Annotated in this window: 22 protein-coding genes; 19 read left to right on the forward strand and 3 right to left on the reverse strand. The window is 67.7% G+C overall.

What is annotated here, in order from left to right; translation table 11 throughout:
- Positions 1 to 60: 60 nt before the first annotated feature.
- Positions 61 to 873: a hypothetical protein gene (locus tag V6M51_RS15790; protein WP_332768688.1), complete on the forward strand. Its 813-nt coding sequence runs from the start codon at positions 61 to 63 to the stop codon at positions 871 to 873.
- 187 nt (positions 874 to 1,060) lie between these two features.
- On the opposite strand, the gene V6M51_RS15795 is transcribed toward V6M51_RS15790, so the two are convergent.
- Entirely contained in the window at positions 1,061 to 1,651 is a 591-nt protein-coding gene (locus V6M51_RS15795) for a malonic semialdehyde reductase (RefSeq protein ID WP_332768690.1), read from the reverse strand.
- Positions 1,652 to 1,725: 74 nt separating this feature from the next.
- Here V6M51_RS15795 and rutB point away from each other — a divergent pair, with 74 nt between their 5' ends.
- From rutB to V6M51_RS15860, 13 genes are all read left to right on the forward strand, one after another.
- Positions 1,726 to 2,454 (forward strand): pyrimidine utilization protein B, encoded by a 729-nt coding sequence (gene rutB / locus V6M51_RS15800; protein WP_332768692.1) that lies wholly within the window; start codon positions 1,726 to 1,728, stop codon positions 2,452 to 2,454.
- Between the two features lie 11 nt (positions 2,455 to 2,465).
- Positions 2,466 to 2,855, forward strand: coding sequence for a pyrimidine utilization protein C (gene rutC / locus V6M51_RS15805; RefSeq protein ID WP_332768694.1), 390 nt, complete (start codon positions 2,466 to 2,468; stop codon positions 2,853 to 2,855).
- 5 nt (positions 2,856 to 2,860) lie between these two features.
- A complete protein-coding gene (gene rutD / locus V6M51_RS15810; RefSeq protein WP_332768696.1) occupies positions 2,861 to 3,646 on the forward strand; it encodes a pyrimidine utilization protein D in 786 nt (261 codons plus the stop codon).
- 11 nt (positions 3,647 to 3,657) lie between these two features.
- Entirely contained in the window at positions 3,658 to 4,731 is a 1,074-nt protein-coding gene (rutA, locus tag V6M51_RS15815) for a pyrimidine utilization protein A (RefSeq protein WP_332768698.1), read from the forward strand.
- Between the two features lie 23 nt (positions 4,732 to 4,754).
- Positions 4,755 to 5,996 carry a NupC/NupG family nucleoside CNT transporter gene (locus tag V6M51_RS15820; protein WP_332768700.1) on the forward strand — a complete coding sequence of 414 codons (1,242 nt, stop codon included), beginning with the start codon at positions 4,755 to 4,757 and terminating at the stop codon, positions 5,994 to 5,996.
- A gap of 110 nt (positions 5,997 to 6,106) precedes the next feature.
- Complete coding sequence (locus V6M51_RS15825; RefSeq protein WP_332768702.1) at positions 6,107 to 6,754, forward strand: response regulator; 648 nt, start codon at positions 6,107 to 6,109, stop codon at positions 6,752 to 6,754.
- A gap of 3 nt (positions 6,755 to 6,757) precedes the next feature.
- Positions 6,758 to 7,381 (forward strand): hypothetical protein, encoded by a 624-nt coding sequence (locus V6M51_RS15830; RefSeq protein WP_332768704.1) that lies wholly within the window; start codon positions 6,758 to 6,760, stop codon positions 7,379 to 7,381.
- The gene (locus V6M51_RS15835; protein ID WP_332768706.1) at positions 7,381 to 8,274 is read left to right on the forward strand and encodes a hypothetical protein; all 894 of its coding nucleotides are present in this window, start codon (positions 7,381 to 7,383) and stop codon (positions 8,272 to 8,274) included. The genes V6M51_RS15830 and V6M51_RS15835 overlap by 1 nt, the downstream gene beginning before the upstream one ends.
- Positions 8,275 to 8,672: 398 nt before the next feature.
- Positions 8,673 to 9,821 carry a hypothetical protein gene (locus V6M51_RS15840; RefSeq protein WP_332768708.1) on the forward strand — a complete coding sequence of 383 codons (1,149 nt, stop codon included), beginning with the start codon at positions 8,673 to 8,675 and terminating at the stop codon, positions 9,819 to 9,821.
- A gap of 199 nt (positions 9,822 to 10,020) precedes the next feature.
- On the forward strand, positions 10,021 to 10,917 hold the full coding sequence (locus V6M51_RS15845; RefSeq protein WP_332768710.1) for a creatininase family protein: 897 nt from the start codon (positions 10,021 to 10,023) through the stop codon (positions 10,915 to 10,917).
- A 170-nt stretch (positions 10,918 to 11,087) separates the two neighbouring features.
- A complete protein-coding gene (locus V6M51_RS15850) occupies positions 11,088 to 11,888 on the forward strand; it encodes a hypothetical protein (protein WP_332768712.1) in 801 nt (266 codons plus the stop codon).
- Positions 11,889 to 12,026: 138 nt separating this feature from the next.
- Positions 12,027 to 12,302 carry a hypothetical protein gene (locus V6M51_RS15855; RefSeq protein ID WP_332768714.1) on the forward strand — a complete coding sequence of 92 codons (276 nt, stop codon included), beginning with the start codon at positions 12,027 to 12,029 and terminating at the stop codon, positions 12,300 to 12,302.
- 100 nt (positions 12,303 to 12,402) lie between these two features.
- A complete protein-coding gene (locus V6M51_RS15860) occupies positions 12,403 to 12,936 on the forward strand; it encodes a hypothetical protein (protein WP_332768716.1) in 534 nt (177 codons plus the stop codon).
- Here the strand turns inward: V6M51_RS15860 and V6M51_RS15865 are convergent.
- Complete coding sequence (locus V6M51_RS15865) at positions 12,933 to 14,678, reverse strand: alpha/beta fold hydrolase (RefSeq protein WP_332768718.1); 1,746 nt, start codon at positions 14,676 to 14,678, stop codon at positions 12,933 to 12,935. The two genes, V6M51_RS15860 and V6M51_RS15865, sit on opposite strands and share 4 nt — an antisense overlap.
- A gap of 198 nt (positions 14,679 to 14,876) precedes the next feature.
- Here V6M51_RS15865 and V6M51_RS15870 point away from each other — a divergent pair, with 198 nt between their 5' ends.
- The 5 genes from V6M51_RS15870 to V6M51_RS15890 all read left to right on the forward strand — a co-directional run bounded on the left by V6M51_RS15870 (position 14,877) and on the right by V6M51_RS15890 (position 19,699).
- Positions 14,877 to 15,581, forward strand: coding sequence for a PEPxxWA-CTERM sorting domain-containing protein (locus V6M51_RS15870; protein ID WP_332768720.1), 705 nt, complete (start codon positions 14,877 to 14,879; stop codon positions 15,579 to 15,581).
- A 163-nt stretch (positions 15,582 to 15,744) separates the two neighbouring features.
- The gene (locus V6M51_RS15875; protein ID WP_332768722.1) at positions 15,745 to 16,665 is read left to right on the forward strand and encodes a hypothetical protein; all 921 of its coding nucleotides are present in this window, start codon (positions 15,745 to 15,747) and stop codon (positions 16,663 to 16,665) included.
- Positions 16,666 to 16,684: 19 nt separating this feature from the next.
- Complete coding sequence (locus V6M51_RS15880; protein WP_332768724.1) at positions 16,685 to 17,485, forward strand: SDR family oxidoreductase; 801 nt, start codon at positions 16,685 to 16,687, stop codon at positions 17,483 to 17,485.
- A 595-nt stretch (positions 17,486 to 18,080) separates the two neighbouring features.
- Entirely contained in the window at positions 18,081 to 18,461 is a 381-nt protein-coding gene (locus V6M51_RS15885; RefSeq protein WP_332768725.1) for an MmcQ/YjbR family DNA-binding protein, read from the forward strand.
- 161 nt (positions 18,462 to 18,622) lie between these two features.
- Positions 18,623 to 19,699, forward strand: a complete 1,077-nt coding sequence (locus V6M51_RS15890; RefSeq protein ID WP_332768726.1) for a phosphotransferase — start codon at positions 18,623 to 18,625, stop codon at positions 19,697 to 19,699.
- A 221-nt stretch (positions 19,700 to 19,920) separates the two neighbouring features.
- Here V6M51_RS15890 and V6M51_RS15895 read toward each other — a convergent pair whose 3' ends face one another.
- Positions 19,921 to 22,401 carry a TonB-dependent receptor plug domain-containing protein gene (locus V6M51_RS15895; RefSeq protein ID WP_332768727.1) on the reverse strand — a complete coding sequence of 827 codons (2,481 nt, stop codon included), beginning with the start codon at positions 22,399 to 22,401 and terminating at the stop codon, positions 19,921 to 19,923.
- Between the last annotated feature and the right edge of the window lie 230 nt (positions 22,402 to 22,631).

Consider the following 22,631-nt stretch of genomic DNA (forward strand, 5'->3'; position numbering starts at 1 on the left):
GCGCCGTAGCGCTCCGGGGCGGAGTCCACATCCCACATCAGCAATAAGAGGCCTCCTCCCATGGTGGTTGAGAACGCGCGCGCCCAGCGGGCGCGCAAGCGGCGGACGGATTCGCGGTATCTGGAGCTGTCGGAGCCGTTCCTGGAGCGGCTGGCGGCCGGCGAGAGCGTCAAGTCGATCTGCAGCGATCCCGAGATGGCGGCCTGGTCGACGGTCCAGCGCTGGCTGCGGCTGGAGCCGGACTTCCGCGACCGCTTCGTCGCCGCCCGCGAGGCGGGCGGCGGGGTCCGCAGGGGCGGTTGGTTGAGCACCTATGATCCGGCGATCTGCGAGGCGATCTGCGAGCGCCTGGCCGAGGGCGAGCCGCTGGTGCGCATCTGCGCCGAGCCGGGGATGCCGTCGGTGGGGACGGTGTTCAACTGGCTGAAGGCGCATGCGGAGTTCCGCGAGATCTACGCCCTGGCGCGCGAGGTGCAGGGGCACTTCATGTTCGACGCGGTCGGCCAGGTGATCGACGACGCCACGCCGCAGACCGCCTATCTGGCCAAGGTGAAGATCGACGGGCTGCGCTGGCAGGCCGGGCGGCTGGCGCCCAAGGCGTTCGGGGACCTGAAGGAGCGGACGCCGGTGGAGGACGGGGGCAAGACCTTCACCGTCCTGCTGCAGTCGTTCGATCGCCAGGGGCGCGAGGTGCATACCGAGCTGACGGACGAGGTGAGGGCGCAGCTGGAGGTCCGCGGCGCGGCGTTCCGCGAACGCTATGCGGTGGAGAAAGCGGCGCTGCTGGCCGAGGGGCGGGTCGGGTGCGACAGCCTGGCGTCCGAGCGGGCGCAGGCGGCGGTGGCGGCGGAGTGGGAGGGGGCGGCCTGGTGAGGTTCCTTCTCCCCTTGCGGGAGAAGGTGGCCCTGCGGAGCAGGGTCGGATGAGGGGTCGAAAGGCCTATCCGGCTGCTGTTTGAGGCGCCGCCGGGCCGAAGGCTCGCCGGAGGGTTCTGAGAGACCCCTCATCCGTCGGGCTCCTCGCCCGACACCTTCTCCCGCAAGGGGAGAAGGGACTTAGCTCACAGGATCTGGCAGGCGTCTTCGAAGGTCAGGCGCGGGTTGCGGGGGAAGAGGTTCTCTTCGGTGCCGTGGCCGAGGTTGCAGATGAAGTTGGCGCGCCAGGTCGTTCCCGCGAAGAACTCGGCGTTCACGGCGGCGGCGTCGAAACCGGACATGGGGCCGACGTCGAGGCCGAGGGACCTGGCGGCCAGCATCAGGTAGGCGGCCTGCAGCGAGCCGTTGCGGAAGGCGGTTTCCTGGGCGACCTCCGGCTTGGCGAACCAGGTGTTGGCGGTGGGGGACTGGGGGAAGAGCTCGGGGAGGCGGTCGGCGAAGTTGAGGTCATAGGCCATGATGACATTGACCGGGGCGGCGAGCGTCTTGGCGCGGTTGGCCGAGGACATGTGGGGGGCCAGGCGCCGCTTGGCCTCCGCGGTGGTCAAGAAGATGAAGCGGCCCGGCGAGCAGTTGGCCGAGGTGGGGGCCATCTTGGCCAGCTCGTAGAGCTCGCGGAGCTTGGCCTCCGGGACAGGGGTGGGGGACCAGCCGTTGCGGGTGCGGGCGGTGCGGAAGACCTGGTCCAGGGTCTGGTCGGGGAGGCGTTCCGGCATGAGGTCTCTCGGCTGGGACGGCTTGGCGCCGCCGTCCCGTATGCCATGGTGGGGGCCCCAGTGAGAACGCCTGCATGACGACCGACGGACATCTGGCGCGGGACACCGTCGTCCTGCCGGCGCGGCCCGAGCCGATCGCGGTGGCGGTTTCGCAGACCGCGGTCATCGTCATCGACATTCAGAACGCCTACGCCTCGCCCGGCGGCTATCTGGACCTGGCTGGGTTCGACATCTCCGGCGCGGCGCGGGTGATCGAGAATACGAAGGGCGTGCTGGAGGTGGCCCGGGCGGCGGGGATGCCGGTGATCTATTTCCAGAACGGCTGGGACGCCGACTATGTGGAGGCGGGCGGGCCGGGCTCGCCCAACTGGCACAAGTCCAATGCGCTGAAGACCATGCGGGCGCGGCCGGAGCTTCAGGGCAAGCTGCTGGCGCGCGGCGGCTGGGACTATGAGCTGGTGGAGGGGCTGAAGCCCCAGCCGGGCGACATCGTGCTGCACAAGACGCGCTATTCCGGGTTCTTCAATTCGCAGCTGGACAGCGTGCTGCGGTCGCGGGGGATCCGCAACCTGGTGTTCGTGGGGATCGCGACCAATGTCTGCGTGGAGTCGACCCTGCGGGACGGGTTCATGCTGGAATATTTCGGCGTCGTGCTGGAGGACGCCACCCACCAGGCGGGGCCGGAGTTCGTGCAGCAGGCGGCGATCTACAACATCGAAAAGTTCTTCGGCTGGGTCTCCAGCGTCGCCGACTTCAAGGGCGCGCTGGGGCAGCGGCCGCCCCCGATCGCCTCAGAGTCCTGACAGGAGAGCTCATGCCCAAGACCGTCATCACCCCGCCGGGGACCCAGACCCCCATTGCGCCGTTCTCGCCGGGCACCCTGGCCGACGGGGTGGTCTATGTGTCCGGGACGCTGGCCTTCGACAAGGACAACAACGTGGCCCATGTGGGCGACGCCGAGGGCCAGACGCGCCAGGTGCTCGAGACCATCAAGTCGGTGATCGAGACCGCCGGCGGGACCATGGACGACGTCACCATGAACCACATCTTCCTGAAGGACTGGGCCGACTACGCGGCGATGAACAAGGTCTATGCGGAGTTCTTCCCGGGGCCGAAGCCGGCGCGGTTCTGCATCGTCTGCGGGCTGGTGCGGCCGGACTTCCTGGTGGAGATCGCCAGCATCGCCCACATCGGCAAGCGCTGAGCGCCTTGCCGACCGCCCAGGGGATTTTCTACGAGGTCCATGCGGGGCCGCCGGGCGCGGCGAGCGTGGTGCTGTCGGCGGGGCTGGGCGGGTCAGGCGCGTTCTGGGAGCCGCAGATGGCGGCGCTGACTGAGCGGTTCAACGTGGTGCTGTACGACCATCGCGGGACGGGACGCAGCGCGCGGGAGCTGACGTCGCCGCAGTCGGTGGACGCCATGGCCGACGACGTGGTGGCGGTGCTGGACGCGGTGGGGCTGGAGCGGGCGCACCTGGTGGGCCATGCGGCGGGCGGGCTGGCGGGGCTGTCGCTGGCGTTGCGCTATCCTGAGCGGCTGGACCGGCTGGTGGTGGTCAATGGGTGGGCGGCCCCCGATCCGCATATCGCGCGGTGTTTCGCGACGCGGGTGAGCCTGCTGAACGACAGCGGGCCCGCGGCCTATGTGCGGGCCCAGCCGCTGTTTTTGTATCCGCCCGACTGGATCTCGGCGAACGATGCGCGGCTGGAGGCCGAGGCGGTCCACCATGTGGCGAACTTCCCGGCCAAGGCGGTGATGCTGGCGCGGATCGGGGCGCTGCTGGCCTTCGATATTTCCGCGCGGCTCGGGGAGATATCCGCGCCCGTGCTGGTCAGCGCCTCGGCGGACGACATGCTGGTTCCGCCGTCGTGCTCGCGAAGGCTTGCGCAGGGGCTGGCGCATGCGACGCTGGAGGTTGTTCCGTGGGGCGGCCACGGGTTCACGGTGACGGCGGCCGAGGCGTTCAACGCCTCGGTGGTCAAGTTTCTCTCCTGAAGGACCAAGCCATGGAAGTCGGCGTCTTCATCCCCATCGGCAACAACGGCTGGCTGATCTCGGAGACCTCTCCGCAGTACATGCCGACCTTCGAGCTGAATAAGACGGTGACCCAGGCGGCCGACCGCTATGGGCTGGATTTCGCGCTGTCGATGATCAAGCTGCGCGGGTTCGGGGGCAAGACGCAGTTCTGGGAGCACAATCTCGAGAGCTTCACCCTGATGGCCGGGCTGGCGGCCGTCACCGAGCGGATCAAGATCTTCGCCACGGCGGCGACCCTGACCATGCCGCCGGCCATCGTGGCGCGGATGGCGGCGACGATCGACTCGATCGCGCCGGGGCGGTTCGGCATCAACCTGATCACCGGCTGGCAGAAGGCCGAGTACGACCAGATGGGGCTGTGGCCGGGGGAGCAGCACTACAAGGACCGCTACAACTACCTGGCGGAATACGCCCAGATCCTGCGCGAACTGCTGGACACCGGGGTGTCGAACTTCAAGGGCCAGTACTTCCAGATGGACGACTGCCGGGTCAGCCCGCAGCCGAAGGACACCAAGCTCATCTGCGCGGGGTCGAGCGATGAGGGCCTGGCCTTCACGGCCAAGTACGCCGACTACAGCTTCGCCCTGGGCAAGGGGGTCAACACCCCCACCGCGTTCGGGGATGTGAACAAGCGGCTGGCGGCGGCCAAGGCCAAGACCGGGCGCGATGTGGGCGCCTACATCCTGTTCATGATCATCGCCGACGACACCGATGAAGCGGCCATGGCCAAGTGGATGCTGTACCGCGAGGGCGCCGACCAGGAAGCCCTGGCCTGGCTGACCAACCAGGCGGCGCCCAACGCGGCGGCCGGCGCCACCACCAACACCGCCCAACTGGCCCACGCCGACTCGGCGGTGAACCTCAACATGGGCACCCTGGTGGGGTCCTATGAGAGCGTGGCGCGGATGCTGGACGAGGTGGCGCAGGTGCCCGACACGGCCGGCGTGCTGCTGGTCTTCGACGATTTCCGCAAGGGGATCGAGGACTTCGGCCAGCGCATACAACCCTTGATGGCCTGCCGCAAAGGCGTGACGGTGGCCTGACGGGTAACGCCTAAGGGACGTCCATGCAGATCTTGATCGGGCTGGCGGGGATCTTGGCGATCCTGGCGGTGGCCCTCCTGTTCTCCACCAACCGGAGGGGCATCCGGCTGCGGGTGGTGGGGCCGGCTTTCCTCCTGCAGGCGGCGATCGCGGCCTTCGTGCTCCATGTGCCGGCCGGCCAGGCGGCGATCGGGGCCACGGCGCGGGGGGTGGAGCGGGTGCTGGGCTATTCGCGGGCCGGCATCGAGATGGTGTTCGGCGGCCTGACCCAGGTGAACGGCGTGGCCAGCCTGGCGATCAATGTGCTGCCGATCATCATCTTCTTCTCGGCCCTGGTCTCGGTGCTCTATTTCTTCGGGACCATGCAGCTGGTGGTCCGCTTCCTGGGCGGGTTCCTGCAGCGGGTGCTGGGGGTGGACAAGGTCGAGGGGCTCTACGCCGCGGCCAATATCCTGGTGGGCCAGTCGGAGTCGCCGCTGGTGATCCGCGGCTATCTGAAGGGCCTGACCAAGGCCCAGGTCTTCGCCCTGATGGTCACCGGCATGGCGGGGGTGGCGGGGTCGATCCTGGCGGCCTACGCCCAGATGGGGGTGCGGATCGAGTACCTGCTGGCGGCGGCCTTCATGTCCGCGCCGGGGGGCCTGCTGATGGCCAAGATCCTGATGCCCGACGATCCGGTCGACCCGGTGGCCGCCGACGCCATGGCCGACGCCATCGAGGAGGTGGAGGAGGAGCGGCCGGCCAACCTGATCATGGCGATCTTCAACGGGGCCGAGGACGGGGTGAAGCTGGCCGTGGCGGTGGGCGCCATGCTGGTGGTGTTCGTGGCCTTCATCGCCATGCTGAACGGCATGCTGGGCGGGATCGCCGGCCTGTTCGGTTCTCCGGACCTGACCTTCCAGAAGGTGCTGGGCCTCGTCTTCGCCCCGCTGATGTTCCTGCTCAACGTGCCCTGGGCGGAGGCGGAACGGGCCGGCGAGCTGTTCGGCCAGAAGGTGATCCTGAACGAGTTCGTGGCCTATCTGGACTTCGGGGCCACCAAGGAGGCCTTGAGTCCGCACACCCAGGCGGTGGTGACCTTCGCGCTGTGTGGTTTCGCCAATATCAGCTCCATCGCCATCCAGATGGGGGTGCTGGGCGGCCTGGCCCCGGACAAGCGTCCGATGATCGCCCAGATGGGCCTGCTGGCGGTGCTGGGCGGCTCGCTGGCCAACCTGATGAGCGCGGCGATGGCGGGGTTGATTTTGGTGGTCGCGGGGGGGTGAAGGGGGTGGTGGATTGGGGGCGTGGTTGGGCTCTTAGCCGACATCAAGAAGGTCTGCCCTAAGATCCCCGATATCTCGACGGCCCGGCGAATACAGGCTTAAGTCGCGTTATGTCAGAACTCAATCTTTCGATGGACCCGCCCGAAAGTGGCTTTCCCTGGGAAGCCGTTGTCGGCCTGCTGCCTCACGTCCTCTGGGCAGCAGTCGTCGTCGCAATATTTGTCTGGATCGGGCCAGAGGCCATCCGCAGCGCGCTGCGCCGCCTAAGTAAGGTCGGCGTTGCCGGCGTCGAACTCGAGTTCCGCGACGAACTGGAGGCGGCGGTCGAAGCGCGCGAGAAGCCGTCGACCCCGGAAGACGTCGCGCGCGCCTCCCGCCGGCTCGCGGCCTCGGCACCGCTCGTACGCGGCTCGCGCATCCTCTGGGTCGACGACCAGCCAGAGAACAATCATCTAGACGTGCGTCTCCTCAGATCGGCGGGGGCCAAGGTGACGCTGGCGGAGTCCACGGCGGAGGCGTTCCGGGAAATGGGCCGCGCCCACTTCGATATCGTGATCTCCGACATCTCGCGAGGCGACGATCCTACCGCGGGGCTTCGAATGGCCGAGATTTTCCCAGCGCGTGGTGTGTCCTCGCCGTTAATCTTCTATGTGGGCGAGGCCCGCAAGCCGATCCCTGATGGGGCCTTCGGCGTGACCGACCGACCGGATGAACTTCTTCACCTCATTCTCGACGCGTTGGCCCGGCTGAGGAGCTGAACATTGTACATCCAGTGGTTTGCAAAGGGCATCGCGGGCCGGCGCGACCACGGTCCACCGAGCCGACGCCTCACCAAGGCCGACGCCTGGGACATCGTCGACTCCCGCACAGGGATTCTTTCCAACTGGTGGCACAGCCAAGGCGGGATTTCGCCTTCGAGCGTCGCCCAGGTTCTCACGGAGACCAATCTCGATAGGCACCTGCACGCCTACGCGACCTTTGGAACGCAGTCGCCGTTCATCTCTGTCGCTGCCGGATGTGTCGAGCGCGACGCCCTCTTGCAGCAGAACTTCGTCTACTCGGCCGTCGACACGGCCCTGGATTTCGCCACGGACGCGTGGGCCTACCCCGGCGCGGTCTTCTTCGGCTGGACCATCGTCGGTTTGAACCCCGCTGTTCCCATGCGGGGCATCTCCGAGTCCGTGCGCGAGCTAAACGTCTATCGACGCTGGTCGCCATACCAACTCGAGGGCGAGATAACGGTCAAGGTCAACATCCCCGCCAACCAGATTGAGCGGGTCGAGTGGTGGGATCCGATCCACAGCCGGTCGGCCCCCCAGGACGTGCACAACAATCCGGACTTCGAACGTCCCGATCCCATCTCCAACATCCGGGAGCTCTTCTGATGGCGCTGGCCACCGAAATGGGATGGGACGAAGCTAGGCTGGAGCGCCGCGTCGGCTTCCTGCGCGATCGCGCCCAAGCGCACCTCGCACAGGATGATCCCGGGAAACTGACCATGGCTATCGCGTGCGCGGGCAATTTGCTGCGCGAGGCGGCGGCCACGGCGATCATGCTCCAGCAGTTCGATGCTGCGCGCGACCTGCTGGTCGAGGCCGGTGAACTTTGGGCGAAGGTCGGCCTGTTCTCGGGGTACGCCATGATCGCGCTAGGACGCCCTGAGGCCTGGTGGGAGGACCGGCGTTCCGATTTGGAAGACGTCATGAGCGTGATGGTCGAAGCCGAGAGTTCGGAAACGGCCATACAGCCGCGCGAGCGCCACGAGCGAGCGCCGATGATGGTGGGATCGGCTGGGGCCACGCGACAGCTGTTGCACCTCTATCAGTCCCTGCGCCCCCACATCGATCAGGGCGGCGAGGACATCTCAGGCTTTGTCAGCAATACGGCGCGAAACCGGCTGATGCGTGCGCCAACGGCCCAAGTGGGGGCGACCGAGGCACCCGTTCAGGCCTATGTGCATCTGTTCGAGTCGAGCGTTCGGGGCGAGCTCGACCGGGCGGCGCGCGACACGTTGACCGGCATCGTGCTGCGGCGCGTCGAGCAGCTCGAAGCCGCGCGCGCCGACGAATTTCACTGGCGGATGGGGCTGAGCGCAGCGGCCCTTGTCGACTTCGACCTCCTGGCGCTGCTCATCGCCTCGGTCGACGCGCAAGGCACGGTGGACGTGCTGGCGGAGCATTTCGGTGATCGCGGCGACGACGTCCGTCTGCCCCTGATCGCCGCGCGGGGTATCCGCCGCGGGTTGTCGGACAAGCCGGAGCCCCCTTTGTTCGGCTAGCCCGATCGCCGCGCTGCGCGACCTGCCACCCTTGGCCGGCGGAGCTGAATAAGGGGGAGTTTCGGGTATATCGGGGACACAATACCTAATTCTCATGCCATCCGCCGATCCGACCTCCGCCGCCCGTCTTCCTCAAGGACGGCGCTGAGCGCCGCCGCTGGCGCGGCCGCCTGCGGCGGTCCTTGACCAAGCCGGGCGGCGAAGCTCCAGGGCTGCCATGGCCTTTAGGGAGTTTCAGCATCCCCGAAGGATGCCGGGCGTTGGAGGGGGGAGTTAAGTATTGTGTCCGAATTGCCCCAACGTTTGACGCCTCCTGCACTGGCGCAATTGACGGTGCGGTTCGGACAGCACCCCATCACCTGCGATATAGCGGCACTTGGCCGAAGTCAGAGGCACACTTGAACATCGCGCTACTCTTCAACTGGCGAGCCTACGACGACGCTTCGAACTATTGGTGGGCGACCCGCGAGCTCGTGTTCGCGTCCGGCATCATTCAGCGGTCCGGCCGCCACATGAAAATGTCAGTGGGCGATGTGCTGGTCGGTCATGAGCGTGGGCTGGACCCTGACCTTGTCTATAAGGCGGCGGTCCTCAGCAGCGAATGGCGACGCGTCCACGAAGACCGTCTGACCAAGGCGTTCCTCCCGCCGACCCTGTTCGCCATGGTATTCGAGAACATGCCGCGTGCCCTGGCCGCGGAGCTTCATGAGGTCCTTACCCTCAGCCCCGGCTACCTCGGCGCGGTTTCGGTTCACTTCGAGTTCGGCCCGCACCTGGCGCTCTACCGAGCGTCCCTGCCCCCCGAATATAGGCTCCAGGGGGCGTTTCTTCGCAGCTTCTATTCGATGGGAAGTGAAGAGGGATGCGACGAGCATGACCTGAAGGAAATGCGGCGCTTTGGCTACACGGACGTCGGCTTCGAGGATCGTGGAGCGAGCCGTACCATATTGGACGACTTCGATACGCCGCGGCACTTTCAGCGTGTGGCGGCCTTCCGCGACCTCCTTACTGCCGCTTTACCTGGCGGCGAGGACGACGCCTACGAGCTCGCGATGATGCTGGAAGACCTAAGCCCCAAGTTGTTCAACGCGCTTGGGGCCGCAGCTGAACGCCTCGCCGACGTAGAGACGGAGGAGGACGTGGCCCAGGTCGCGTTGTCTGGACGCCGCTACATGGAACAACTCGCCGACGCGTTGTTCCCCCCGCAGGAGGTCAGTCGAGGGAACAGGTCGCTCAATCGAGCGGCCTACAGGAACCGGCTGTGGGCCTTCATCGAGGACAACACGCGCAATGACGTCGAGCGCCTCAAAAGCCTTGGAGCCGAGGTCGACCGTGTGGTGGAAGAGCTGAATGGCGGACTTCATGCGGACCGTGCCAAGGAGCGGGTCGCCCAGGGTATAGCCGATGCAGCCACCCTCACCGCCGAGCTCTTGGCCCTGAACCCGGAAGCAGCGCGTAACCCCTACCTCGCATACTCCGAAAGCATCTTCGCGTTCGCACGCAGGGCGTTTTCGCGTGAAGGATCAGGTGACAAAGGCGACGATTAGGGTTTGGCGAGGGAATAAGGGGACACGATACCTATTTCCCGACTGCGCCGTTGGCAGGCTGCGGCTGGCAAATAGGTATCATGTCCCAGCGCCCGGCGATGGCTCGACGGACATTCGGGCGATCCGGATTGCCGGGAATGGCGACGGGCTGCCGGTGCGCTAGTCTCCTCCGCGGCGTGACGCCAAAGGGGGCTCCAAGATGCGGCACATTCTCAATCTCGTGGCCTTGTCGGCCCTGCTCGCCGCGGGGCCGGCGCTGGCCCAGAACCGTCTGGGCGACCCTGAGGCGGCGCGGCCTATCGCGGCTCGGGCCAGCTTGTGGACCGAGGAGCTGACGTCGCTCGAGGTGCGGGACGCGGTCCGCGCGGGCGCCACCACGATCATCATCGGTACGGGCGGGGTCGAGCACAACGGGCCCTATGTCGCCACCGGCAAGCACAACTACGTCCTGCAGACCGTCCTGCCCTACATGGCGCGCGAGATCGGCCAGGCGCTCATCGCGCCGATCGTGAAGTTCGTGCCTGAGGGGCGCATCGAGCCACCCGACAGCCACATGGCCTTCGCGGGCGCCATCAGCCTGGAGGAGAAGACCTTCGAGGCCCTGCTGACCGACATCTGCCGGAGCTACAAGGCGCACGGCTTCGTGGACATCATCCTCGTGGGGGACAGCGGCCGCAACCAGGCCGGCATGGAGGCCGTCGCCGCCGAGCTGAACCGGCGCTGGGCGGGCGAACGCGCCCGCGTCCACTACCTGCGTGAGTACTATTACGAGGATCAGTGGAGCTACGCGTTCCTCAAGAGCAAAGGGATCGTCCAGGTCGACAAGACGCCGCCGCCCGGCGAGGCCCCGGACCGGCCCGCCGACGTGCGCAACGGCATCCACGACGACATCTATTACGAGGCGCAGATCGCGGTTCAGGACCCGGCGCTGATCCGGATGGATGAGCGGCGCAAGGCCGGCCTGTTCTCGCTGCACGGTGTTCAGCTGACGCCGCTGAGCCGGACGGTTCAACTTGGCAGAGGTTTGGCGGCGTACCGCGCCAGGATCACGGCCAAGGCCTTTCTGGACTCGAAGACGCGCCTACGGTCGCAGTAGGGGGCCCCAACGCGAAACGCGCTTGCGCTTCGGCGCGCGCGGTCCACTGTTCGGCGAACATGGATCGACGGAGGATGAGGTGGTGGAGCTTTTGACCGCGCCGCGCCGCGCCGTTCGCTCCCGGGCCGAGGCGCAGACGCACCGACGGTTCGTATCGGGGAGGGGCGAGGATGCAGCGCGTTGGTCAGTATTTCCTTGAGTTTGGGCTGATTGCGGCGGTCTTTCTGATAAGCATCCTGGGCTTCTGGAACATATATTTCGGGGCCGACGCCGATGCGCAGCCGCATCACCATCTTCATATCGCGACAGCTTTCATGTGGATGGGCCTGCTGCTGACTCAGCTGACCCTGATGGTGAGGGGCAGCTACCAGACGCACAGGAAGGTGGGGCTGGCCGTGATGGTCGCCGGTCCGCTGCTGGTGGCCACGACGGCCATGCTGTCGGTCCATTCGGCCCACAAGGGCGTGGTCTCAGGGGAAGGAGACTTCCTGATCGTTCAGAACGTCATGGTGACGCTCGAACTGGGGCTGTTCATCCTTCTGGCTTTCCTGCTGAAAAAGCGCAGGAAATTGCATGGCTCGCTGTTGCTGAGCACGACTATTCTGTTCATGGGCATCGCGCTGTTCTTCGCCATGATCAGCTTCGTACCCCAGTTCAAAATCGAAGGTCCGGAGACATTTTATCGGTTCCAGCTGGCCGCCACGACGGGCCAGGTCATCTGCCTGGCCGTGGGGCTTCTGTTTTTCATAAGGGATCGGAGAAACGGGTGGCCCTTCCTGGTCGCGGGCTTCTGTTTCTTCCTGAACGAAGCGATCCGATCCCTGTTGACGCGGTTCGGCCTGATCGATCCGCTGACCGAGATCGTTGGATCGATGAGCCAACCCCTGACGTTTGTCGCAAGTTTCGCGCTTCTGCTTTCGCTCCTGGCTGCGACGGCGGCGCCGGCCGTGCGACAACCTCGGGCGGCCTGACGGACAGGTTTGGCGTTCCGTGCGCGGGCGCGGATATTGCGGGGAGCGTCCAGCGGCTGTCCGCGACGGGGTGGCAACTGCCTCTTGCCCCTTGCGGGTCAGGGTTTAGTCTTCCCTTGGGGCTAGTGGATGAGTGCGATGAGCGACGCGGTTGGTCCTGGCGATCTGGTTCTGTGCGTCAACGCGGCCCCCAATCATGTCACGGGACGGCCGGTGCCCCTGCAGGCCGGAGAGACCTATCGGGTGATGGGGGTGATGGAGTTCGCCTGTCCCTGCGGGCGGTCCGACGCCCTGCTCGATGTGGGCATCGACTTCGCCTGGTGTCAGTCGCGCTTCCGGCTGCTGCCGAAGCCCAAGGCCCAGGCCAAGACGCGCCGCGTCTCGGCGCCCAAGGAGACGGAAACGGTTCGTTGAACAGCCGATGGCGGCCGCGGATTTGCGCCGGCCGCGGGAGGTTCGGCTCAGGGTGGATCGGCGCCCTTCAACAAGCCGCCGTCGATCAGCTGGAGCGGGAATGGGCGTCAGGAACTATTTGATCGAGGGCGTCTCCGGCGCCGGCAAGACGGCGGTCGCCACCGAGTTGCAGCGGCGCGGCTACCAGGCGATCCATGGGGACAGGGAGCTGGCGTACCGGGGCGACCCGGGAACGGGGCTGCCGATGGCTCCGGAAACGGAGACGCCGACAGCGCTCTGGATGTCCGAGCATCAGATTTGGGACGTCGAGAAAGTCAGGGCCTATGTCGCAAATCAGGACGAGGCGATCACCTTCTTCTGCGGCGGCTCCAGGAACTACTCGAAATTCATCGACCTGCTTGACGGCGTGTTTGTCCTTGAAGTCGACCTGGCCACCATGAACCGTCGGATCGACGAGCGCGTAACGCTGGACCCGACAGACTTCGGCGCAAGACCAGAGGAACGGGACCTCATCGCGCGACTGTTCGAGACGAAGCAGGATGTCCCGAAGAATGCGATCAGCATCGACGCGACGGCGCCGGTCGCCCGGGTCGTCGACGATATTCTCTCTAGGTGCGGAGCGGCGGCGCCCTAGCCGGCCACCGCCTCGGCCACGAGGTCGGGATGCGAGGCGTGGACGAAGCGGCCGCCGTCCGGCACGCGCAGGCAGCGATGCCCCGGCAGGACCGAGGCCCAGAGCGCCTCGGAATCGCGGGCCTCGTACAGGACGTCGTGCGCGCCCACGATGCGGACCCAGTTCGACCCGTCTTCCAACCGCGGCGGGCGCCAGGTGAGGAAGCCGCGCTGCTCGTGCACGAAGCCCCAGGTCGTGCGCAGGCCGCAGAGCCGCGCGGACTCCACATAGTCCTCCACCGCCTCGCGGTTCCGGAGCAGGGCCATGTCGGGGGCGCTGCCGCTCAGGGCTTGGCGGGTGAGGCGCTCGATCACCTTCGAGCTCGCGCGCTGGACGAGGAAGGTGGCGACCGGCTCGATCAGGTCCGGGTGTTCCACGAAGGTGCGCTTGGCGCGGTTGAGAATTCCCTCGCTGCGGCTGTCGAGGTCGTGGGGCGTGTAGGGATTGATCAACACCGCCCGGGCCACGAGGCCCGGATGGCGGCGGGCCAGCTCCAGGGCGATCGCCTCTCCGCCGCGCGCCAGGAGCCGGACCCGCTTCAAACCCAAGGCGTCGATGACCGTGAGGACGTCGTGGAGGGCGGTGTCGCGGCTGCCGCGCTCCGGCGTGTCGGTGAGGCCGAAGCCCGGGCGTTCGATGGCGATCGGTCGCAGGCCGCGCCGGTGCAGGGCGCGCACCAGGCCGCGGTCCAGCAGGCTGCCGGTGGTCGCGCTGTGGAAGAGCAGGGTCGGCGCGCCGCTGGCCGGGCCGAAGTCCGAGAGGGCGATGCGGCCGGGCGCGTCACGGCGGTTGACGAAGCGCAGGGGGCGAAGCGCGCTCCACGACCCGCCGACCGCCAGGTTCGGGTTGGCCGGCAGGCCGAGCAGCACGGCCGCCTCGGTGGTCAGGCGGCTGAGGTCGATGCCGCTGCGCAGCTGGAAGCGCTCGAACAGGATCTTCAGGTCGCTCTTGACGGTGTGCTCGTTGATCCGGAGCGTCGCGGCGGCCTCGGCGCGGGTTAGGCCCAGGGCCAGCAGCACCGCGGCCTCGGCGCATCGCACCGGCAGGCGCAGGGCGGCGCCGAGGTCGGGCGCCTGGCTCAGCTGCAGGTCGCCGCCGCCCACGGCGGCGTGCAGCAATCGGACAAGGTCGGGCTGCCGGCGCGCGCCGGCCTTGCGCATCGCCAGCTTGAGCGCCTTGCGGGCCGCCTCGTAGCCGGTCCCCGCGCGGCGCGCGCCCTCGATGAGATCGCCCGCCGAGATGAGGCCCAGCACGGTGCGCGCCTCGACCGGGGTGAGCCGCCAGCTGCGGCAGGCCCGCTCGCCCATCTCCGGGTCCTCGAACGGCCGATAGGCGAGCGCCACCACCGCGCCGGCCTCCAGGCCCTCGGGCAGTCCGCCAGGAAGGGCCCAGGCCTCGGCCTCGCTCGCCAGGCCCAGCAGGACGACCGTGGTCGAGCCGTCCGGGGTCGAGACAACCGCCAGCCCGGGCTCGCGGGCGCCCCGCAGCCAGTCCTCGGCGGCGTGGGCGACTTCGGCCGTGTCCAGCCAGCGGCCGAAGCGTTCATCCTGGGTGATCAGCCGGCCGTCGCGATCGAAGACGGCGACGGAGAGGGCGGGGGCGGGCACCGTGACGGGCGCGCCGCCGATCCGCGGGTCGGTGGTCGCGATGGTGGCGTCGACCATCTGGAGGAAGCCCTCCGCTTCACCGTCCCCGATCGCCAATCCCATTTCCGCCCGCGCCATCCCGCCGTCATCGACCGTTCGCCGAATCCGGCTCAAGGCATAGCCCCCGCTGCAAGTCCGGCGCCGCCGTCTCGGCCGCCGCTCACCTGATACCCCCAAATGGGGAGGGACCGGCGTGGGCCCATCGGCTCCAATGGCGTGGAAGGCCGCCATCGGGCGTCCAAGGGGGAAGTTTTCATGCGTACCGTTCCACTGCTCGCCGCCGTGGCTGTCCTGATGGGGGGCGGCAGCGCCTCCGCCGCGGTTTCCTACGCTGACCAAGCGGCGTTCCAGGCCGCCCTGGGCGGCTCGCACACCCTGGTCAATTTCGACACCCTGGGCGGCTTCGCCGCGGGCTACCGGCTGGACGATCCGGGACCGGCCGCCGCGCTCGCGGCCCTCGGCGTCGACTCCGTCGGCCTGAACGCGCTGGTGGCGGGCGGCCAGGACTATCAGACCCCGACCGCCCGGGATCGCATCATCCTCAATGGCGCGGCGTTCGGCGGCCACATCGCCTTCGACTTCGCCTCGGCGGTGAACGGCGTGGGCGCGTTCTCCAACAATATCGACTACGGGCGCGTTCGCCTGTTCAGCGGGACCGGTCTCACCGGGACCTTCCTCGGCGAGGCTCAGTTCGGGCCCGGCGCCTTTGGCGGCCTCACCAGCGCCGTGGGCGCCCGCTCCGCCGAATTCACCTGCGACTTCAACGGCGACATGGCCTGCGGCGTCTACGACCTGCAGTTCGGGACCTTCGCCGGATCGGCCGTATCAGCCGTTCCCGAGCCCGCGACCTGGGCCTTGGCGATCGTCGGATTCGGGGTCGTTGGCGCTGGACTCCGCCACCGTCGTCGGGCGCTGCCGATCTCAGGCGCGAAAATGGCCCTCGCAATTTCCGGCGAGTAGGACGGCCCAGAGCGCGGCCGCTGGCGCGGCCGCGCGTTTCGCGGAGTCCCATTCAAACAAATGTTTGATCTCCGTTGGCGAGGGTCTATGTAGACCCTGACGCGCCCGCTCCAGGGCCGGCCGGACACGGGCAGCGCGTCTGTCGCCAGGGAAGGACACGCGCATGGGATTCTCCACCGCCCTCAACCTTGCCGGTCCTGCGCGCCGACCCCGGCAGATGCTGGGCGACCAGGAATATGGCGGGCACTCGTCGATCCACGACGACGCCATGGCCGAGAAGCTGGGGTTCCGCGCCGGGCCGATCGAAGGGCCCACCCATTTCAGCCAGTTCCAGCCGCTGCTCGCCAAGATCTGGGGCCAGGCCTGGTTCGAGCGCGGCTGTATTTCGTCCCACTTCCTGAACATGGTCGTGGAGGGCGAGGAGGTCCGCGCCTTCGCCGAGATCCCGCCTGAAGGGGCCACGTCCACGCGGGTGTGGGCGGAAAAGTCGGACGGCACGCCGGTCCTGGAGGCGAGCGCGAGCCTGGGCCCCGACGCCGGCCCGACGCTTTTGGAAACCCGCATGGTGGCCCTGCGCCCGCCCGGCCGCCTGCTGATCCTGGAGGACCTGAAGGTCGGGATGACGGGGGCGAAGGACGAGCGGGTGCGCATGGACGCCGACCAGAACATGGGCGCGCTCTATCCCTTCAGCCTGAACCAGAAGCTGGCGGCGATCACCGAGACCTCGCCCTGGTATTCCGACGCCGCGGCCTCGCCCTGGGGACGGGCGATCATCCCGTTCGAGATGCTGAGCGTGCTGTTCGAATATTCCAGCCGCGAGGCGGCCTTCCCGGTGAAGGGGCCGGCGGTGGGCCTCTTCGCCGACCAGGAGATCCGGCTGATCGACGGGCCGCTGTTCGTGGGCGAGGACTATGTCCTGCGGCGCGAGATCGCGGCCTTGGCCGAGAGCAAGCGGACCGAATCCTACTGGGTGCGGACCCGGGTCTTCGACGCGCGCGGCGAGACACAGGTGGCCGAGATGCTGCTGAACCACGCCACCCTGAAGCACTCGTACGCCGGCTACGCCGACGCGACTGACGCCTGATCGAGAAGGAACGCTACCGATGCACGTGAAGGACAAGGTGGTCGTGGTGACCGGCGGCGCCGACGGGATCGGGGCGGCGCTCTGCCGCCGCTTCGCCCAGGAGGGCGCGCGGGCGGTGATCGTGGCGGACCGTAACGGCGAAGGGGCGGCCGCCGTCGCCCGCGAGATCGGCGGCGAGGCCGTCACCCTGGACGTCAGCGACGGCGCGGCCATGGCGGCCATGGTGGCCGACGTCGAGGCGCGCCACGGCGGCATCGACCTCTTCTGTTCGAACGCAGGCGTGGGCGACGGCGACCCCGACCGGCAGAACGCGGCCTCGTCGCCCGACGCGGTCTGGCAGCGGGCCTGGAACGTCAATGTCATGGCCCATGTGCACGCCGCCCGCGCGGTCATTCCGGGCATGCGGGCGCGGGGCGGCGGCTATCTGCTGAACACTGTCTCGGCCGCGGGCCTGCTGTCGCAGATCGGCGGGGCGGTCTATTCGACGACCAAGCACGCCGCGGTGGGGTTCGCGGAGTCGCTGGCGATCACCCACGGCGACCAGGGGATCAAGGTCTCGATCCTGTGTCCGCAGGGCGTCGACACGGCCATGCTGCGCCAGGGCGGCGACCCGTCCGCCCAGCCGCAGAACCTGGACGGCGTGCTGACCCCCGACGCGGTGGCCGAGAGCGTGGTCGAGGGCCTGGCGGCGGAGACGTTCCTGATCCTGCCGCACCCGATCGTGCTGAGCTACATCCAGCGCAAGGCCGGCGACTACGACCGCTGGCTGGGCGGCATGCGTCGGCTTCGGGGGAAGATGATGGACGCCGCCATTGCGTGAAGCTGGCCACCGGGGCGGCGTGACTGTCCGCCGGCCCAGCGGCTCAAGACCATGAAGGTCCAGGTCGGCGGCAAGGCCGTCGATGAGGCGGCGCGCTGACGCGTGCTCCACCCTGGTTAAGCCCTTTGAAATCTCCCTGACAGCGGCGTTCAGCGGGTGTTCAAGGCGGAGGGTCAATTCTGGCGGCGATCCATAGTACGGAGGCCTACGCCATGATGAATTCGACCCCTCCGAGGCGGCCCGCCCTCTGGGCGATGGGGCTGTTGCTGTTCAGCAGCGGGTTCCTGCTGCTCTCCCTGGCCAGCCTGATCGGGCAGGCGGGGATCTAGGTAGAAATACCTAGGGGACATACCGGAATGTCTTGGCCCACCGGCCGTGCGGCATGTTCGGGGCTCCAGCATACGGGAGCCTGAAAATGTCCGGCGAAGACCTCTACTTGGCCATGGTGGTGGCCGCATTCGGATTGTTCGCGGTCGTCTTGTTCACCGTCAGCATCTGGTCGCGGGGACCGCGCGCCTAACTTCCCCTGGACGGGCGGCGGGCGGCGGACCAACGTCGCGCATCGATGGACGGCGCGGAGTCGGGTCACCCGGTCATGACGACGCCTCACCAGAGCGCGGAAGCCGAACTGATCGCCTACGGCCTGACCCTGCCGGAGACCGAGGCGGGGCTGGGATGGGCCTTCACCCGGGTGGTGCGGGTCCGGGGCAAGATGTTCGTCATCCTGGGCGACAAGGCCCAGCCCAAGGACGAGCTGACCATCATCGTCAAGCTGCCGATCTCGTTCGAGATGGTGCAGGAGCTCTATTTCGTCCGCGAGAGCCGGGGCTGGTACAGGCAGCACGACTGGGTCATCGCCCATTTCGGTCCCGACGACGACATACTGGCCGAACTGCCGACCCTGAAGGCCTGGATGAAGCAGAGCTACGTCGCCATGGCCCCGAAGACGCTGGGCCGACAGGTCTCCGAGGCCTGAGCGTCGCGCCGCCAATTTCCCCTGGACTGACCCTGGGGCGGGGATGAATTTCTTTCCGTCGACGGACGGCGCGGGGACAGCGTCGCCGACAGGAGAGGGACGATGCAGGCGCCGGCCGAGATGTTCACCCAGGCCCAGCGGGCGGCGGGGGAGGCGGGCGCGTGAGCCCCGACATCCGCCGGCCGGGCGAGATCGACGCGGCCTGGATGACCGCCATGCTGCAGCAGGCGGGGATCGACGCGGTGGTTCGGGGCCTGACCTCCAAGGGGGTCGGCACCGGCCAGATCGGCGACAGCGTGCGCTTCGTGCTGGACTATGAGCGCGGGGGCGAGGACGCGCCCGCCTCGGTGGTGGGCAAGTTCCCGGCGGCGGACGACACCAGCCGGGCGACGGGGATCATGCTGGGCAACTATCTGCGCGAGGTGAACTTCTACAAGACCCTGGCGGCCAAGGCCCTGATCCACACGCCCAAGGCCTATTTCGCCGAGGCCAATTCCGACGGTGGCGAGTTCGTGCTGATCATGGAGGACCTGGCGCCGGCCGAGCAGGGCGACCAGCTTGCGGGCGTGACCCTGGACCAGGCGCGACTGGCAGTCGGCGAGGCGGCCAAGCTGCACGCCAGCCACTGGGGCGACGACGGGCTGGACGAACTGCCCTGGGTCTCGGGCTCGAAGGCCGCCCCGCCCAGCGCCGCGACGCCCGAACTGGTCCAGGCCATGTGGCAGGGCTTCACGGCGCGCTACGCCGAGCGGCTCCTGCCGCGCTGGGTGGAGGTGGGCGAGGTGCTGGCGAGGAGCTTCGGGGCGGTGGGGGCGCTGCATGACGGACCGCGCTGCCTGACCCACAACGACTTCCGGCCCGACAACATGATGTTCGGCACGGCGGCGGGCGGCTATCCGGTGACGACGCTGGACTGGCAGTCCTTCGCCTATGGGGCCGGAGCGACCGACGTGGCCTATTTCCTGGCCGGCGCCCTGCCGGCGCAGGTGCGGCGCGACCACGAGGACGAGTTGCTGGCGCTCTATCACGCCAGGCTGACGGCGCTGGGGGTGAAGGACTACGCCTTCGGCGACCTGAAGCGGCACTATGGGAGCGGGGCGTTCCTGCTGTTCTTCACGGCCTTCTTCGCCGCCATGGTGGTGGAGCAGACCCCGCGCGGCGACGAGATGTTCATGCGCATGCTGGGCGGGGCGGCGGACCACATCCTCGACCACCGGGCGCTGGAGGGGTTGGGATAGGGTCCCTAGATGCTCCCCCTCTGGGGGAGCTGTCAGCGAAGCTGACTGAGGGGGACTTTGACTCGCTTTCGAGCGCTTCAACCCCCTCCGTCTCGTCGCGAAGAGGCGACGATCCACCTGCCCCAAATCGCGCTGCGCGCTGGGGGAGGAACGGAGTCCAAAACAAGCAAGGCCGCGGCGGGGAGAGGGTCCCGCCGCGGCCCGTTTGTCAGCTTCGGAAATCAGAAGGTGAAGCTGAGTTTCGAGTAGTAGTAGCCGCCGTTGATGCCGAAGGGCGAGAAGGTCGGGTACTTGGTGACGTAGGCGTTGCTGTTATTGCGGAAGTACTCGTCCCGCAGCTGGGCGTTGACCATGTCCGGATAGGTGTTGAACAGGTTGTTGGCCCCGACCGCCAGCTTCACCGAGTCGGTGAATTTGTAGGAGACTTCCAGGTCGGTGATGAAGGTCGCGTCGACCTCGGTCTTGTAATAGACGGCGCCGGTGCGCGAGCGCAGGTTGGACGAGGGGCCGTAGAGCGCCTCGCGCAGGTTCACGCTCAACTTGTCCCAGGTCCACAGGCCGCCCAGGACGAAGCGGTACTTGGGCGACGAGTCCTCCAGGTCGGAAATGGCGGCCGCGTCGAACAGCGAGGCGCCGGCCAGTTGGGTGGGCGGGGTCGCGATCTTGGTGACCTTGGTCTCGTTGTAGTTGGCGGTCAGCGACCAGTTGATGGCCCCGTAGTCGGCCAGGTCGGAGGTGTAGGTCACCACCAGCTCGGCGCCGCGGGTCCGGGTGTCCAGGCCGTTGGTGAACAGATTGATCCCGGTGATCGTCACGGTGGGGTCGAGCACGTTGCCGTTGGCCAGGATGGCGGCCAGGACCGCGGGGATGTTCTTGGCCCCGCCGGAGCCGAACAGCGAGCCGGAGCCGACGATGCGGTCCTCGACCTCGATCTGGTAGGCGTCGAAGGTGGCGGTGATCCCGGCGCCCGGATGGGCCACGAAGCCGACGCTGAAGTTGGTCGACTTCTCGGCCTTCAGCCCGTCGATGCCCACCAGCTTGGCGGCCGGCGAGTTGGGCGGCAGCTGGACGAAGGCGGCGGTCGGCGAGACGTTGGTCGCCGAATAGTAGGACTCCGCCAGGGTGGGCGCGCGGAAGCCGGTGCTGGCCGTGCCGCGGAGGGCGAAGGCCTCGCTGAAGTCGTAGCGGGCGGTGCCCTTGACCACGGTGGTGTCGCCGAAGTCGCTGAACTTCTCATAGCGGACGGCGCCGTCGAGCTTGAGCGCCTCGACCGGGGAGACCGCCAGGTTGGCGTAGATCGCCCAGTTCTCGCGGTCGTACTTGCCGGCGTCGGTGAGCGCGAAGCCCGGATAGGACTGCGAGCCTTCCTTGTAGCGGGAGGCCTCGTCGCCCGGCTTGATCTCGTAGGTCTCGCGCCGGAACTCCGCGCCGAAGGCGGCGTTGAGCGGGGTGGCCATGCCGACATCGTATTCGCGGGCCACGTCCAGGGTGGTGGTCCACTGGCTGGCGATGAAGTCGCCGGCGTGGAAGTCGGTGGGCGAGAAGCCCTTGGTAGTGAGCGTCGAGGTGTCGATGTAGAGCGAGCGGTTCACCGAATTGAGCACATCGATGGCCGCGTCGTCGCGGCCGTAGGTGCTGGAGAGGTCCCAGTTCCATTCCGCCAGCTTGCCCTTGATCCCGAGGGTGGCGGCGTAGTCGGTCTCGCGGATCGCTTCCTTGGGGCTGAAGCCGAAGGGGCGGGCCACAGTCCCGTCCTTGCCGACGATCAGGCTGGGAACGCGGTAGTTCTCGTAGGCCGCACCGTACTTCATGCCGTAGGTGCCGAAGCTGTAGACTTCGGTGTCGGGCGCGATCTCGTAGCCGGAGTTATAGGAGAAGACGTTCAGCCGGTATTCCGCGTCCCCGGTGATGCGGTTCATGTACGGATAGTCGGGGTGGTTCGCGATCTGCGGATAGCGCGACAGCCGCGAGGACGAGGCGGTGTTGTAGGGCGTGTCGAGCGTCCGAGGATCGGTGTCGCCACGGAAGGTGTGGTCGTGCCAGCGGCTCTCAAGCGTCATGTTCAGATAGGCGCCTTCGATCGGCGAAATGCCGATATTGGCGGTGATGTCGCCGGTCAGGCCGCCGCCGTCGAAATACTTGCCCCCCGAGATCACCACCGAGCCGCCCTCGGTGGCGTCCTTCAGGATGATGTTGATGACCCCGGCGATGGCGTCGGTGCCGTACTGGGCCGCGGCCCCGTCCTGCAGCACCTCGATATGGCTGACCGAGCCCAGAGGGATGAAGTTGAGGTCGGCGGTGGCGCCGCCCTGGAAGGGTCCGCCCAGGACCGCCAGGTTGGCGGTGCCGTGCCGGCGCTTGCCGTTGACCAGCACCAGGGCGTGGTTGGGGCTGAGGCCCCGCAGCTTGGCCGACAGGGTGAGGTTGGCGGTGTCGCCGCCGAACGCCTGGGCGTTGAAGGACGGCACGTTCTGGGCGATGGCCTGGATGAGGTCGCTCTGGGCGACGCGGGCCAGGGCCGTCTCGTCCAGCACCTGGATCGGGGCCGGACTATCGACCGCCCGCAGGCCGGTCATGCGCGTGCCGGTGACGATGACGACGTCGAGTTCGCCCGCCGCCTCGTCGGTCGTCTGCGCCACGGCGGCGCCGGCCATTCCGCAGGCGAGCGCAAGCGCGCTGACCCCGGCAAATACAGATTTCATCTAGGACCCCTCTTGTTATGTTGTCGGGCCCTTCGGAACGCTTCCTCCACAGGTACTCGCGGGCCTTTGGCCCGTCTTCTTTTTGCGAGGCGTCGCCATACGTTCTCGCTCTCCAGTAATTCGAAGTGCGACGCCTCCGCGCTGCGAAGCGCGCCAAGATATCGGCTCTCGGCGTCTGGCCTCCGTCACGCGGTATGTGAGCAACAGGACCGCGCCCTGACCTGATTGTG

The organism is Phenylobacterium sp. (assembly GCF_036677185.1).
Lineage (GTDB): Bacteria > Pseudomonadota > Alphaproteobacteria > Caulobacterales > Caulobacteraceae > Phenylobacterium.